General features: G+C 34.3%; 13 protein-coding genes. 3 read left to right on the top strand and 10 right to left on the bottom strand.

Annotated elements, in window-relative coordinates:
- Window positions 1-78: 78 nt before the first annotated feature.
- The 9 genes from ACWA1F_RS02410 to ACWA1F_RS02370 all read right to left on the bottom strand — a co-directional run bounded on the left by ACWA1F_RS02410 (window position 79) and on the right by ACWA1F_RS02370 (window position 12,422).
- Window positions 79-1,461, bottom strand: coding sequence for an alpha-amylase family glycosyl hydrolase (locus ACWA1F_RS02410; RefSeq protein WP_456891306.1), 1,383 nt, complete (start codon window positions 1,459-1,461; stop codon window positions 79-81).
- Window positions 1,462-1,569: 108 nt separating this feature from the next.
- Entirely contained in the window at window positions 1,570-2,649 is a 1,080-nt protein-coding gene (locus tag ACWA1F_RS02405; protein ID WP_456891304.1) for a SusE domain-containing protein, read from the bottom strand.
- Window positions 2,650-2,663: 14 nt separating this feature from the next.
- Entirely contained in the window at window positions 2,664-4,172 is a 1,509-nt protein-coding gene (locus ACWA1F_RS02400; protein WP_456891302.1) for a RagB/SusD family nutrient uptake outer membrane protein, read from the bottom strand.
- A gap of 8 nt (window positions 4,173-4,180) precedes the next feature.
- Window positions 4,181-7,393 carry a TonB-dependent receptor gene (locus ACWA1F_RS02395; protein ID WP_456891300.1) on the bottom strand — a complete coding sequence of 1,071 codons (3,213 nt, stop codon included), beginning with the start codon at window positions 7,391-7,393 and terminating at the stop codon, window positions 4,181-4,183.
- A gap of 191 nt (window positions 7,394-7,584) precedes the next feature.
- Window positions 7,585-8,763, bottom strand: coding sequence for a FecR family protein (locus ACWA1F_RS02390; RefSeq protein ID WP_456891298.1), 1,179 nt, complete (start codon window positions 8,761-8,763; stop codon window positions 7,585-7,587).
- A 499-nt stretch (window positions 8,764-9,262) separates the two neighbouring features.
- Window positions 9,263-9,826 (bottom strand): RNA polymerase sigma factor, encoded by a 564-nt coding sequence (locus ACWA1F_RS02385; RefSeq protein WP_306154536.1) that lies wholly within the window; start codon window positions 9,824-9,826, stop codon window positions 9,263-9,265.
- A 385-nt stretch (window positions 9,827-10,211) separates the two neighbouring features.
- Window positions 10,212-10,868 (bottom strand): hypothetical protein, encoded by a 657-nt coding sequence (locus tag ACWA1F_RS02380; RefSeq protein ID WP_008466087.1) that lies wholly within the window; start codon window positions 10,866-10,868, stop codon window positions 10,212-10,214.
- A gap of 123 nt (window positions 10,869-10,991) precedes the next feature.
- A complete protein-coding gene (locus ACWA1F_RS02375; RefSeq protein WP_456891295.1) occupies window positions 10,992-11,363 on the bottom strand; it encodes a YraN family protein in 372 nt (123 codons plus the stop codon).
- Window positions 11,364-11,522: 159 nt separating this feature from the next.
- A complete protein-coding gene (locus tag ACWA1F_RS02370; protein ID WP_456891293.1) occupies window positions 11,523-12,422 on the bottom strand; it encodes a S66 peptidase family protein in 900 nt (299 codons plus the stop codon).
- A gap of 228 nt (window positions 12,423-12,650) precedes the next feature.
- Here ACWA1F_RS02370 and ACWA1F_RS02365 point away from each other — a divergent pair, with 228 nt between their 5' ends.
- The 3 genes from ACWA1F_RS02365 to ACWA1F_RS02355 all read left to right on the top strand — a co-directional run bounded on the left by ACWA1F_RS02365 (window position 12,651) and on the right by ACWA1F_RS02355 (window position 14,973).
- Window positions 12,651-13,745, top strand: a complete 1,095-nt coding sequence (locus ACWA1F_RS02365; protein WP_456891291.1) for an endonuclease/exonuclease/phosphatase family protein — start codon at window positions 12,651-12,653, stop codon at window positions 13,743-13,745.
- Between the two features lie 377 nt (window positions 13,746-14,122).
- Entirely contained in the window at window positions 14,123-14,662 is a 540-nt protein-coding gene (locus tag ACWA1F_RS02360; RefSeq protein ID WP_456891289.1) for a 3-hydroxyanthranilate 3,4-dioxygenase, read from the top strand.
- A gap of 131 nt (window positions 14,663-14,793) precedes the next feature.
- Window positions 14,794-14,973 carry a hypothetical protein gene (locus ACWA1F_RS02355; RefSeq protein WP_456891287.1) on the top strand — a complete coding sequence of 60 codons (180 nt, stop codon included), beginning with the start codon at window positions 14,794-14,796 and terminating at the stop codon, window positions 14,971-14,973.
- 48 nt (window positions 14,974-15,021) lie between these two features.
- Here ACWA1F_RS02355 and ACWA1F_RS02350 read toward each other — a convergent pair whose 3' ends face one another.
- The gene (locus tag ACWA1F_RS02350; protein WP_456891285.1) at window positions 15,022-15,978 is read right to left on the bottom strand and encodes an MBL fold metallo-hydrolase; all 957 of its coding nucleotides are present in this window, start codon (window positions 15,976-15,978) and stop codon (window positions 15,022-15,024) included.
- Window positions 15,979-16,013 lie beyond the last annotated feature (35 nt).

Here is a 16,013-nt window from a genome sequence, read left to right as displayed (position 1 = left end):
GAAGCAATGATTTTTGGGATTGAAAATTCATGTTTATTTAGTTTTGTGCAAATTTAGATTTTAAAGTTGCTTTAGGTATTAATTTTTCAACACTAAATATTGAAAAGGCTGTAAGGTTACATCTGTTCCAACTGTTACTGCAGCACCTGTAAATGCATCTTTCCAGTTTCCTTTTAATGTTGATGGAATAAGCTGTTTTACAGTAGAGTCAGTTAAATTAGAAAGCACAAATACTTTTTCAGCATCTTTTATCATTGTAAAAGCACTTACGGCATCGCTGCTGTAACCGGTAAATTCTCCTCTTTTAATAGCGTTACTGGTGTTTCTGAAAGCAATGATTTTTTTGTATTCAGCAAACATTTCGTTATCGGCCGTTGACCAGTCAATAGGTGTTTTAGCAAAATAATTTAATCTTTTGTTGTAACCAATTTCTTGACCGTTGTAAATCATTGGAACTGATTTTAAATAAGCTGCCACTACAAACGTTGCAATTGATCCTTTTTTACCTCCAAAAAGCTCCAACGGAGTTCCTTCAGAAAGGTTTACGTCATGATTGCTAGTGTAGCGAACAACTTTGTTTGATGGATCGTAAACATTTGCATATTCAGTTGTATTAGAGCTCTGGATAGTTGTAGCCGATTTATTTTCTTTGAAAAGCTGTTCTAAAGTCGAGAAGAAATTAAAACCAAAAGTATAATCAAATCCTGATGCAAAGTGATTGAATTTTGAACCTTCAGCCAACATTAAAATCTCTTGATTTTTTTTGATTTTTCTCAATTTTGAAATAGCATCAGCCCAGAAATTATTTGGAACAAAATCAGCATAATCACATCTGAAACCGTCAATGTTGGCATTGTAAACCCAATAAGACATCGCATCGATCATAGCATCTTTCATTTCATTATTTTCGAAGTTTAGCTGAGCCACATCATTATAATTGGTTCCTGGCGGAATGATAATATTGCCGCTTGCATCTTGCTGATACCAATCTTTGTGTTGTGTAATCCACGCATTATCCCAAGCAGTGTGATTGGCAACCCAGTCTAAAACCACCGCCATATTTTTTTTATGCGCTTCTTCAACTAAAGTCTGAAGATCTTGTAAAGTTCCAAAATCAGGATTTACAGCTTTATAATCTTTTACTGCGTAAGGAGAACCTAATTCGCCAGAGGCTCTTTCTTTTCCAACAGGGTAAATTGGCATTAAGTAAATGACATTGGCGCCCAATTCCTGAATCTGAGTCAATCTTTCTTGAACACCTTTTAAAGTTCCAGCCTGACTGAAAGCGCGAATATTTACCTGATAAATAATTGCATCTTCTTTTTTCGGCATTTTATCAAAAGGAGCACCGAATTGGGTATACGGAGATTCTGGTGTTTTGTTATCATCATCAGAAGAACTGCATGACATAAAGGCTAATGCAAGTACTAATCCGTAAACGAATTTTATATTAAATTTCATAATTATTGAATTTGGATGTAATAAAATTTAGAGTTTAAAATAACCTGCCTTTCGCTCAAAAAGGCAGGTATCACTCAAAACTAATCTAGCTTTTATTACATTGTTAGATTATTTTTTAACTATCGTACAAGTTGCAGTTTTTGGGTAACCGTTACTTAGTGGATCTTTTTCATCAATCTTAAAAGTTACTTCGTAAACTCCAGCTTCGGCAATGTCATAAGCACCTCCATTATCTAAATTAATGGTATTTGTAGAAGGATCTGCTGGTCCATAATTGATAGTCCAGCTATTGTTTAGCCTAAATTTTAAAGCTCCTGCTGTTAAATTGGCTGTAACTTTCCATGTTTTGGTTTGATGATCGTAGCTCATAGGCGTGCTGTTGTCCCATCCTCCGGCTTGAGAAGTTCCAACAATTCCCCATGCATAAGGTGTAGAACTCCATTTTAAAGTATTTAAATTTACTTTTATTTGATAAGAACCTGCTTCAGGAAGTACAAAATCAGTGTCGCTCATATTTTTTAAATCAGCATTTGTATCACCTGCACCGTAGAATTGTGCCCAGTTTCTTCCTTTGTTTAATTTAAACCCAGGACCTGCACCTTCTGGTAAAGTCATATAACCTTGATAGACTCCCAATTGAATTTCATTTAATGCAGCAGCAGTTTCCACAGTCCATCCCTGATAACTTCCCGGCATATAGATTTCGCCCATAACAACCGTTTTAAGGTAAGGCGTAACTGTTATTACGATAGGATCTGAATAAATTCTATGGTCCATAGTAGATTCTACACGAATTACTAATTCGCCAGCTACATCAGGTTTAAGCCCTAAATCTGTGGCAATTTTATTTAATTCGGCACCTGTAAATGATTTGCTCAAAACATCTTGTCCTGCATCAATTCTTTTGGCTTTCTGCCACGCTTCACTTCCTTTAATGTCTGTGGTCAAATCAAACTGTATGGCATAACTCACAGGCGCACTAATAGGATAGGTTACCTTTGGCCATGAAACAAGCAAAGCCGGTTGATCTGAAACATCTTCTTTAAGAACTATTGTACTCGATGAAGCTTCAATTGCTGAAGGGAAAGTGACAGTCGCTAAGGTTGTTAATTGTCCTTCGGTTTCGCAGGAAGTTGCTAAAAAAAGCAAACTGCCTAATACGAATAATTTATTAATATATTTTTTCATAATAGTTTTTGTTTTTAGTAACCCGGATTTTGTTTAAGTCCACGATTTGCATCTAAAGCAGATGTTGGGATTGGGAACAATTTTCTGAAAGCTGGAGATGCTGGTCTGAATTCGTTTGCTAATAAAAATTTATCAAAGCGAATCATATCCTGCCTTCTGTGGCCTTCCCAGCTTAATTCAAATCCTCTTTCGTTGTAAATATCATCAAGAGTAGGATTGTGGTCTAAAGCATCTAAGCCTGCACGCTGTCTAATTTGATCTACAAAAGGTTTTGCAGCAGCAGGATTTCCTAAGCGGGCATTACATTCTGCTATCATTAAGATTACATCAGCATATCTAAAAATTGGGAAATCGTTTGAAGCTCCACCGCCACTTTTTACACCTGCAGGATAAAATTTCACATTACGAACTCCTGCCTGCGGTGCTGCTCCCGGATTGTCTAATGAAGCAACCTCAAGAGTATAATTAAATCCTCCTGGCTGTTCTCCAAACAAAAATTGCTTTCTTCGGACATCGTTTACGGCATATTTCAAGAAGAAATCTTTTGGAACTATAGTTCCGTTCCAGCCGCTTAATCCAAACATATTGGTACCCTGCGGACCGTATACACTACGAACGGCGTACACATTACGAGAAACAACATCTAGAGTTGCAAAAATTGGTAAAATGGTTTCATCATCTGGAAGTACGTCTCCAAATAATTCATAATATTTATTTCCTAACGGACTAGCATCGTTTGCTTCGCCTGAATGCAATGAAAAACCGCCTTCGCCTACTTTGTTACAAGCAGTTAAACACTCATTCCATTTTGCTTCTCCTGTATATACTTCTGCATTTAAATACACTTTTGCTAGTAAAGTATAACCCGCCCATTTATTGAATCTTCCGTAATAATTACCGCCTTTAGTTACTGAAAGTAATTCTACATTTTCTGTCAATTCTTTTACGATGAAATCGAAAACTTCTTTACGGCTTGACTGTGGAATTTTGTCAACAGTAATATTATTGTCTGTGTAAAACGGAACATTTCCAAAATCATCAATTAATAAATAATAAAAGAAAGCGCGTAATACTTTTGCTTCAGCAATTTTTGAAGGTTCTGCATTTCCTTTTTCTAGTAATTCAACTGCAAGGTTAGCATTGAAAATACCTTTATATAACCAGTTCCAAGTATTGTTGATGATAAATTCTGATGGAAGCCATTCGTGTTTGTGCAGACGGGCAAAATCCTGCTGCCAGTTACCGTCATTTCTATGCGGAATTACCTGCTCGTCTGATGACATACAGTTCATGTCGTACCAGCCGTTATCTGCTCCTGCGTAACCTACTCCAGGTACACTTTTACGTTCAAAGTCACCCGGAATTTCAGCATAAACGCTGGCAAGAGCAATATTTGCTCCTTCTGGAGTTCCATAAAAGCTGTCCGGCTGATATTTGTCGTATATATTTTCGTTGATATCTGTACAGCTAAAAAGTGTCAAGAAACATGCGCTTCCTGCTATTACTATATTTTTAATTTTCATTTCTTCTACTATTTAAATTTTACAGTCAAACCAAATGCAACACTTCTGGTACGAGGATAAATTCCTTTATCGCCGCCGAAGTTATCATTAGGGTCACCACTTCCGCTTATGTTTAATTCTGGATCAACACCTGTGTAATCTGTAATTAAGAATAAATTATTTCCAGTAAGAGAAAGACGCACAGAGTCTACATATTTATCTGTAAAGCGGAAAGTATATCCAGCAGTAAGATTTTCTAAACGAACAAATGAACCGTCTTCTAACCATGCATCAGATCCGTATGGCGAAGAAAAAATTCCTCTACCAACAGCACTTTGCAAAACATTAGAACTACCAGTATTTTCCAACATGCTTAATCGCTGATTAAGGTTGTTGTAAATTTTATTTCCTCCAGAGCCTCTTACTAACATAGAAGCATCGAAGTTTTTGTATCGGTAAGACGGATTAAACGCAAAAGTGTAAGTTGGCAATGCAGAACCTGCATAATAACGATCTTGACTTGTAGCTCCTTGATCAATTTTACCGTCTCCATCACGATCTTTAACAGTTTCAACGCCATTACTATTGGTACCAGTACTTTCTAAAATATAAAACGAACCAATTGGTTTTCCTTGTACTAGTAATGAGTTTGGTGCTCCCCAGTTTACAAAGTTTGTATTTAAAGGAATGCCGTTAATGCTACCACTTAAATTAAGAACTTCGTTTTTCATTAAAGACATGTTTCCTGCTAATGTCAGCGTGCTGTTTTCTGTTCTTATAACATCATACGCCAGCGCTACTTCTAAACCTTTGTTAGAAATGCTTCCAACATTGGCTTTAATTTTATTATACGGATAAGGAGGCTGAGGTACTGTATAATCAAACAAAAGATTATCAGTTCTAGAATCATAAACATCGATGCTTCCTCTTAATCTATTGTCTAAAAGAGCAAAATCAAGTCCAATGTTCGTTTGTTTTTTGGTTTCCCATTTAAGGTCAGCATTGGCATTTTGCGAAATACCAAAATTGGTAATGATAGACCCTCCAAAATAAATATTTCCTGCGCTGTCAACTAATGGAAGCGAAGTCTGCGGATAAAGTCCTTGCTGGTTTCCTGTTACACCATAACCCGCACGCAATTTTAATTCGCTAAACAGATTCTGATTCATCATAAAAGACTCTTTGTTAATCTGCCAAGCAACAGATGCTGAAGGGAAATTACCCCATTTGTTGTTTGAACCAAATACAGATGAGCCATCACGTCTGATACTCGCTGTTAGTAAATAACGATCTAATAAAGAGTAATTTAATCGTGCTAAATAAGAAGCCAATGATCTGTCATTTTTATAAGATCTGATATCTCCAGCTCTGACTTTAGACAAATCGCCAAACTGAAGCGCATTATATGTAGCTTCGTCACTGATAAAACCTCTTGCCTGAGTATAATTACCTTGGTAAGTCTGACTTTGCCATTCGTATAAAGCCAATGCATTAAAGCTGTGGATTCCGAAGGTTTTTTTATAGGTAAGACTAAAATTTGTTAATTTTTCGTTTTGTTTCTTATTGTCAATATTGGCAAAACCATGTTGTTCAACCGCATTAAAGTCTGTTGATTCTGCTGGCATATAATATCCAGCTGTATAATTGGTCTTTCTCCAGCTTCCAAACCAGTTTGCTGTAAAACCTTTTCCTAAATCTAAATCAGCTTTTAAACTTCCAAATAAATTATCTTCTTGTCTTTCATTAGTAACCTCTTGTGCAGCCGCATAAGGATTTAAGTAATGAAATACGGCAGGATCTGTAAAATAAGTTCCATCAGTATTATAAACAGGATCTGTTGGTCTTGCTAATAATGCATTTGTAATTAAGTTTGATGTATAAGCAACGGTACCAATACTTCCAATACTGCTTGTAATATTATTTATTCCTGAGTTTAAATTAAAAGTCAATTTTAATTTATCGTCTAAAGCCAATTGCGTCGCCTGAATGCGCCCAATATATTTTTGGTTGCTTGAATTAATTACCACACCATCCTGCGTAATAGCTGTTATAGAAGCTCTGTAATTAAATTTATCCGTTGCGCCACCAAATGATAAGGTATGAGTCTGAGTAATTCCAGTTTCAGTTAAAAGACCATACCAGTTGGTATTTGAACCATGATTTGCAGAAGCCGGAACACCATATTTTTGACCCGTTTCCCACCATTGGTCAGCGCTCAACATATCCAGTTTTTTTGGAATAAAATCAACAGAAGTTGAGCCTGTATATTCTATCGTAGTTTTTCCGGCTTTGTTTTTCTTAGTCGTAACAATGATTACACCAGGCGCACCTCTAGAACCATAAACGGCAGTTGCAGAAGCATCTTTTAAAACATCGATACTCTCAATCTCGCTTGGCGGAACCTGATTTAATAAATCCATGTTTCCCTGAATCCCATCAACTACTACCAAAGGATCGTTTCCCCCAATTAAAGAGCCAATACCTCTAATACGAACACTTGGACCAGAACCTGGTTCGCTTCCTATCTGCGTAATATTAACTCCGGCAGCTTTTCCTGCAATCAACTGCAAAGGATTTACAATTGCTCCCTGATTCATGTCTTTTGCGGCAATAGAAGAAACAGCTCCTGTTACATCTTTTTTGGCTGCAGTTCCATAACCTACTACTACAATTTCCTGTAAGTCAGTTGCGTCTGGAAGTAGCTGAATGTTTATAACAGGTTGATTTGCAGTTACTCTTTTTTCTTTATATCCCACAAAAGATACAATGATTACAGACTGGCTGCTTTCTACAGTAAGTTTATATTTACCGTCAAAATCCGTAACCATTCCATTTTTTGTACCTTCTTCAATAACTGAAGCTCCAGGCAATGGCAGGCCGTTTTCGTCTGTAATAACACCAGAAACGGTTTGTTTTTGAAATTCGATTACTTGCGTTTTAAGCTCTGGTTTTTTTAGGATAATCTGCGTGTCACGAATTTTAAATTCGGTTGGCGTTCCTTTAAAAATTTTGTCTAAAACAACATATATAGACTGATCTTTTACAGAAATTGAAACCATTCGATCTAAGTCGACATCGTTCATTTTGTAAATAAATCTAAAATCTGTTTTTTGTTCAATGGTCTCAATAACCTTTTCGATGGTTGAATTGTTCAATTCAAGAGTAACTTTTGTCTTTTGCGCATAAGTACTCGCTTTGATATTAAACATGGCGACCAAAATAAGTAGTGTAGTTAATTTCAATTTTAGGTCATTTTGGAACAATGAGTATAGAAACCCATTATTCTTAGATTTTTTTTTCATAATTTTGTTAATTGATTGTAGTTAATTCGTTATATTCAATCACTTAGTTAATCGGAAATTGTTCGCAGCTCTTTCCGATTTTTTTATTCCCGTAATGTTATCTCATCATATATTGTATTGGTTTTAGGTGGTTAGTTAATTAGTATCTGATTGTTTTTTATCGTGTAATTAATGCCATGAACATCATTAAAATAACTCATCACATTTTCGATTGATTCTTCTTTAAAGCTGGCGTTGAATTTCTCATTTGCCAATTTTTCGTTTTTATTGATGATTGTTACGTTGTAGCGTCTTTCCAATTTAGTAATGATATTTTTGAAAGCCATATTTCTAAAAGTAAGTCCGCCATCTATCCAAGAAGTATAAATTTCTGTAATAACCTGTTTGGTCAAGATGGAAGCATTTGCTTTGTTGAAGCTTCCTTTAAAACCTGGTTTAAGAATAGTGCTTTTCTCAGCATTAAAATCTTCGCTAGAGCGATACATGCCAACAGAACCTTCAACAAGCACAACATCTGTGGCAGCATCTTCAGGATAATTAGACACATTAAAGTGTGTTCCTAAAACGCGGACATTTAAGTTATCTGCATTTACAATAAAAGGATGTTTTTTATCTTTTGCTACATCAAAAAAAGCTTCTCCGTCCAGATATACTTGACGATTTTCTCCAGCAATAAATTTTACTGGATATTTTAGAGTAGTACCAGAATTTAAATGAACCATAGTTCCGTCTGATAATTGCAAACGAAATTTTTTGCCAAACGGAATTTTAAGCGTGTTGTAAGCCAATTGATCAGAATCAGCTTGATTTTCATAAACCAATTTATCGCCGTCTTGGTTCCCAATAATATTCCCGTTTTTATCATGAACTTGAACTTTTCCGTTTTCAGAAATAACTTTAATACTTCCGTCTTCCATTTGTAGGACAATATCAGAGCTTTTAAAATCGAAAGTTGCTTCAGTAGATTTACTGAAGAAACCTTGTTTGTAGGCAAGTCCAACTCCAAGAAGAACCAAAACAGAAGCCGCAATAGAAATGTATTTTCTGTAGTTTGATTTTCTAGGTTGTAATTCGATAACGGTTTCCTGTTCTTTTGCTGTAGCTAATATGTTGTCAAAAATGGAATCGGCTTTCTGTTCCTCCATTTTTGGCATTTCGCTCAAGAGATTTTTCACTTCTTCTACTGTTGGAAATTCATCAGTAAGATTATTGCTTCTGAAATAAACAATAACCTGTTCTGTTTCTTCAGCAGTACATTGATTTAAAATAAACTTCTCTAAAAGCGTTTTTATTTCAGAATTTGAATTCATTAAGAATGTTTTTGGGTTCTGTGTTTCTATAATACAGCTGAGAAGGAGTTGAGTACTACTCAAACGTTATAAATTTTTAAATTTTAACATTTGGAAACGAATGATATGTGGTTAACTTGTTGATTTTTAAAGGTTTTTGTAAACAAAAAATTTTCTGATTAATTAGAAATCTTTGTCAAAGTTTTAAACTTTGACAAAGATCGACGCAAAGAAATTAAAACATAGCCCACGGTTTCAACCGTGGGAGCGCAACGCAAATCACGCAATGTAAATCACGCAACGCAACAAATCACGCAATAGAAATCGTGCAAATCAATACGTTTCCCACGGTTGAAACCGTGGGCTATGGTTTCAATCTTAGAACGCAACGCAAATCACGCAAATCAAGACGTTTTGGGCTATGTTTGAAATAGATGATTTTAAAAAGAGGGATTGGTATAATTTAAAACAAAAAAATCACTCCGAAGAGTGATTTTTAAGGGCATTATTGTGGTTTTGGTTAGATAATTTCATCGTGAAGTTGAAAAAAACCGCGCATCGATTCGAGCGCTTTACTCATTTGGTTCCGGACCGTGTTTATCGAGATTCCGAGTTCCTCGCTTATTTCTTCGTAGCTCATTCCTTTTTTCCGAGACATTTTAAAAATCTGCCGTCGTTTGGGCGGGAGTTGCTTTATAGCTTGTTTTCGGAGCTTTTTACAATCGGCTTCCCGAATAGCATAATCTCCGTGTTCATGTGTTTTCTGACTTTCATAAAAAACGGCTTCTTTCAAAATAACTTCATTTGCCGCTTTATTCAAAACATTAAAAGCCTGATTTCTGGCAATCGTAAAAATGTAGGCTTTAAAAGACTGATCTACATCTAAACTTTCGCGATTAAGCCAAACTTTCAAAAAAACATCCTGCACATTTTCCTCTGCAGCTTCTTTCGATTTTAGAAGACTAATGCTATATCCATAAATATCTTGGCGAAATAAATCAAAAAGCTGGCGAAAGGCTTTTTCGTTTCCTTTTTTGAGTTCACTTACCAATAATTTTTCACTATGGTTGGCAGCTTCTAACAATTTTAATCGCTTTTATTTAATTCTAATGATATTAGGCTATCAAAATAAGAGGTCCTGAATCTGACTTCCTCGCAAATATATAAAAATATTATTCGCAACAAATTATATCTAAAAAAACTTAATTCGGATTTTTTGTTAGTTTTTTGTAATGATGACTTAAAAATCACGCTGAAGTGGCTTTTCTACAAGTAAGTGTTATTTTGACGCTATTGCCAAATAAATTTTTATTCCGAATCTTACTTTTGAGAATATTCTTATCTACGAAATATGAAATTTTAGTCTTCTGGCTTTATTTCAAAAGAAAAATCCCTTTATCTTATAGGAAGACAAAAGGATTTTGGTATTATAAACTCTTATTTGATTTTTAAAAGCTGTATTTTTCGCATTAGTTTTTCAAGTCTTTGATCACTTTAAAAGCGACATCAACTTGATCTTCTCCAACTAAAATCGTAAATTCATTTGAAGTCGAAATTACCTCATTGATAATAATTCCTTCCCAAGCCAAACGCTGGAAAATGAAGTAGTAAATACCCGGAACTACGATATTTTCTTTTGGTAATTTTACTGTAATAGAAGCTAAATTATCTAATTTTTGGATTAACTTTTCTCTCATAAAGTGTTTTTCAACTAAGTGATTTACACTGCTGCTGACAACGATATTGGTTTCGTTTACGCCACGAGATGAGGTATAAAAAATATCAGATAAAGCATTAATGTCTGAGATTAAATCTGCCTGTTTGTTTAAAACAGTTTCAGATGCTGCAAAAGTGTAATCTGTAAGCTCAGAACGAACGGTGATTTCACCTATATTTTTAATTACTTTATTGATTTTGTGGTTTAATTTAAAATCTAATTCTTCCGTCAGTCGTTTTAAAGACATTACAACAGCGCCTTGTTTTACTTCTTTTCCAAACTCACTTTCTAATTCGGTCATAATATTTCGCGAAAGTGAAGTTAGGTTAATAATTCCGAGCGACAGAGCATTTAATAAAAATGGTTTTGTTTTAATGTAGTTTTCTACAATAGAAGAAACAGTTTTCATAATTCTTTTTTTTTTTTTTGGTAACAGTTGAGTTGGTTGTTAATTTAACATTGCGATGTTATAATTCTTTGCAAATATAAATAAAAAAACAAATTGTTACAATTATAACAATAAAAAATTATGTTAAAAGTGATAAAAAGCATCGGTAAGATGTTCAATTGCAAATGATTCCCTGTCTTTATGGATGGCAACGATATCAAAACGGATTTCTAAATCTTCCTGAAAATCCTTTTCCCTATCGTTTATGTAGGCATTTACTGCTTTTATAAGTAATTGAATTTTTTTTGGCTTCACAAAATCCTGCGGAGAACCAAAATCTAAATTCGATCGAGTCTTTACCTCAATTATGGCTAAAATAGAATCTTTTTGTGCAATGATATCTATTTCTGCTTTCTGAAAAACGTAATTTCTGTGTTGAATAGTATATCCGTTTTGTTCAAGATGCGAGACGGCAAGGTCTTCGCCTAATTTTCCTAAATCATTGTGTTCTGCCATGGTTTTCTTTTAAAGTTTCAAGTTTTTGAATCTTATATTGGGTTTGAGTTTTTTGCATGCAAAGACGCGAAGACACAAAATCATAAAACTTTGTGGCTTCGCGTCTTTGCGAGATTTTATGTGGTATTTTGAACTTCCTTAAAAAAGGAATACGAAATATTATCTTTTAAAAGTAACCGTGCTTCCAGTAGCAGTAACTTCCATAGAAACGGTATTTCCCATAATTAAAGCTCTATTGTCTCTAATATGGCCTGCTGGAAAATTGAAAATTACCGGAATATTGTATTTTTTGGTTACATCATCAATAATTTCCAAAGCATTTTTACCCCAAGGCACTTCATTGTCTTTCATGCTTGTCATTCCGCCAATGATAATTCCTTTTAGATTTTCAATACAGCCGTTGCGTCTCAGGTTCATCATCATACGGTCAATATGGTACAAATATTCGTCTAAATCTTCTATAAATAAAATTTTATCCTTGCAGTCAATTGCCGATGGAGATCCTAATAGACTATATAAAATAGATAAATTTCCGCCCACCAATTCGCCAGTAGCGCTTCCCAAACGATTCATAGGAGTTGGACTTACCAAGTACGAAATAGGTTCATTAAATAGCGCCGCTTTTAAAGAACTTACAGCATCTGGAGTTGCTCTTGGAACCGTAACCGGCATAATTCCATGAATAGATTTGTAACCCATCGTATTCAAATGATTATGCAAAACTGTGACATCGCTAAAACCAATAACCCACTTTGGATGCTGTTTGAATTTCGTAAAATCCAATAAATCTAACATTCTAACAGTACCATATCCGCCGCGAACACACCAAATGGCTTTTATATTAGGATTGTCTAATTGTTTTTGAAAATCGGCAGCTCTTTGCTCATCTGTTCCAGCCAATTGATGGTAATCTAAGCCAATTGTAGATCCGACAACTGCTTCTAAACCCCAGCTGTGCAATAAATCTATTGTTGGTTTTAAATTGTCATCGATATTTTTTCGCGCTGTCGCTAAAAGCGCTACAGTATCTCCTTTTTGTAAATAAGGCGGTGTTATCATGTTTTGTTGAGATTGACAGTTGAATGATTGTAAAGCAAAAATAAGAAATGCGAATTGATAAATAAGAGACGGTTTCTTAATGTTTAAAAGGTTTTTCATGGTCATCATTTGCTTCTTTCATTTATATGAAAAAACAAATATAGAAATTTTAGATTTTAAATATATTTGAATTTTCTTACAATTAATTAAAAAAGAGTAATATTGAATGTTTTTTTAAATACTAAATATATGCACTTTTTTAGAAGCTACTTTTTAATACTTATTCTTTTTTCTTTTCAAACGCAATCGCAATCCAAAAAGTATAAAATACATACCGTTGCCTTTTACAATTTCGAAAATCTGTATGATACTGAAGATGATATTTTTACAAACGATGATGAATGGACTCCAAATGGTGCGCAGCATTGGACAAAAGAAAAATATCAACAGAAATTGAAAAACCTAGCGAGAGTGATTTCTGAAATTGGAACACCTGAAAATTCAAATTCGCCAACTTTAATTGGCGGAGCAGAAATAGAAAATCGCAATGTTTTAGAAGATTTAATTAAAGAGCCAAAACTCTTGCCACTGGATTTAGGAATTATTCATTTCGATTCGCCAGACAAACGGGGTATCGATGTGGCTTTACTTTATCAGAAAAAATATTTCAGACCGACTTCTTATTCGAATATTCCATTAATTATTTATAAAAAAGAAATTCCTAAAAAAGAAGAACTGATTGAAGTTTTAGATGATGAAATTGAGGTTAAAAGGGAAAATAAGAATCGTGTTTTTACGAGAGATCAGCTTTTGGTTTCAGGATTTTTGGAAGATGAAGAAATACATATTATTGTTAATCACTGGCCGTCGAGATCGGGTGGAGAAAAAGCAACAAGTCTCTTTCGAGAAGCCGCAGCAAAATTAAACCGAAAAATTATCGACTCTCTACAACAGATTAATCCGCAAGCCAAAGTTTTGACGATGGGAGATTTTAATGACGGACCATTGAATAAAAGCATAAAATCTGGTTTAGGTACAAAAGGTGTAAAAACTGAAGTAACAGAATTTGGTGTTTTTAATCCGTTTGAAGAACTTCAAAATAAAGGTTTAGGAACGATCGCTTATCGTGATTCTTGGAATATTTTTGATCAGATTATCATGACCCAATCCTTAATTCAACCTGATTTTTCAACTTATAATTTTTGGAAAGCTGGTATTTTTAGCAAACCTTATCTTATTCAAACTTCGGGACAATATAAAGGTTATCCGCTGCGAAATTCAGTTGCAGAAGCAGGGTTTAGTGATCATTTTCCCGTTTATATTTATTTGATAAAAGAATTTTAGTAGAGACGCACAGCAGTGCGTCTAATATCTCGTTTTAAAACCCTAAAAATTTTTCTGCCACGAATTACACGAATTGCTCGAATTTTTTAGCCACAGATTAAAAAGATTTTTAGGATTTTTTCAGCCAGAATGAATTAGTGTAATTAGTGAAATTCGTGGCAAACTAAAAAAATCATTTTAATTCATTTAATCTGTGGCAAAAAAACTCATTTGATTTTCTTCAAAACTTCTTTTGCAACGGCTTTTATAAGCAGCAGAATAATCAGAGTAATCTTTTCGATTATGGTTTTTAAATGTTTTATACGAATCTAAAGACGCACTGTGGTGCGTCTCTACAAATTTACTAACTTTAGCTTTTCAAAATTAGTACTTATAAAATGGCTATAGCAAAACCTTTTAACCTGACGCAATGGATTGACGAAAATCGTCATTTATTGAAACCACCTGTTGGAAATAAAAATCTCTATGTAGATTCTGGAGATTATATTGTAATGATTGTAGCAGGGCCAAATGCCCGAAAAGATTATCATTACAACGAAACAGAGGAGCTTTTTTATCAGCTGGAAGGAAGTATTAAAGTGGTGATTCAGGAAGATGGAGAGCGTAGAGAAATGGAATTAAACGCGGGCGATATGTATTTGCATCCGGCCAAAGTGCCTCATTCTCCTGTTCGTTCAGAAGGTTCTATTGGTCTTGTAATTGAAAGAAAACGCGCTGGACAAGGTTTTACTGATGGCCTGCTTTGGCACTGTGACAACTGCAATCATAAATTGTACGAAGTGTATTTTGAACTTCACAATATAGAGAAAGATTTTCTTCCTCATTTTGAACATTTTTACAATTCAGAAGAATTAAGAACATGCGATAATTGCGGAACTGTGATGGAGACTGATCCGAGATTTGTAGCGAAGAAATAATTAAATAATAAATATTAGAAGCTATTTCCTGCTGTCCGCTATATCTTTTGTGGCGAACCCCGCCACAAAAGGATGCCGATCCCATCAGGGCTATGACACCTACTTTTTAGAATTGTTAAACAGATATAAATATGAAAAATGATGAAGGATTAAATGTTTCACCTTCACTTAGCGAAGAAGAAAAATTTATTTTAGAATTAAAAGCTGATATCAAGCAAGCAAAAGAAGAGTATTTAGCTGGCGATTTTATTACTCATGAAGAAATGCTAATTGAATTAGAGAAAAACGGAATTTTAAAAAGAAAGGATTAAAATATTAATTTTAATCCTTTTAATCAGTGAAATCTGTGGCGTAATAAATTACAACTCCAATTTTTTCCCTTGTTCAGGAAAAATAATCTGAACTCCTAAATCATTTTGATTTTTTAACTGCTCTTTAATTTTTACAATATTCTTCGCAGGAGGTTTTAAATGCGTGATGATAATTTTGAAGTTTTTCAGAGAACCTTTTCCTGCTAAATCTTCTAGAACATGAAGTTCTTTCATTAAATAATTAGGAGTTAAATGCCCAAATAAAAATTTGTCCGGTTGCTCATTTGGAAAAGAAACTTCAATAAAAATCCCTTTTAATTGTTTTTGTTTAATTAATGGTGCAACGGCTGTCCATAAATCACGAAGATTATTGCTTTTTTCGACTTCATCAGGTCCAGTGTCTCCTAAATATAATGCATAATCAGTATTGCTTCTAATTAAAAAAGCAGTACTCTCAAATGGATTAACATGACTCAAAGGAAATGCCTTAACCGTCATTTTAGCATTCGTTAAAAGAGTTTCTTCGCCTAAATTCAAAGTTTGAAAATGGTATTTTCTTAAAGGGAAACCAGGTCCCGCATCTCCAAAATTGGCCCAAGTCTGATCATTAAAATAATGGTTTTCCATCATTTCCATGCATTTATGCGTTGCATAAACCGTCTTCGAAGAATCGGCTGGAGAATTGATAATTAAACCAGAAACATGGTCTAAATGCGCGTGAGAAATCAAATATCCTTTAATGTATTTGCGTAAAACTTCACTTGTAGAAACTTTAAAAGTTTTCTTTTCAATAGCTTTTTCAATTCCCGCATTTACCGTTCCAGCGTCAAGACAGATATAGTCGTTAGTATTGGAAGGAGCTATTAAGTAAGCAGAAAGATTTTTTTCATCAATACCGCCCATTACACCCAATGGAACTACAGAAAAAGAGGCATTTTCTTTTTGAGAAAATATGTGAGTTGAAACGAATAACAAACAAAAGAGAAGAAGCCGATTAAGAGTCATATTTTTAATTTTAAGTAATGCAAATTTCATTAAAT

The sequence above is a fragment of the Flavobacterium erigeronis genome (assembly GCF_054075165.1).
Note: the sequence above shows the minus strand (reverse complement) of the source record. Positions and strands in the feature narration are given on the sequence as shown.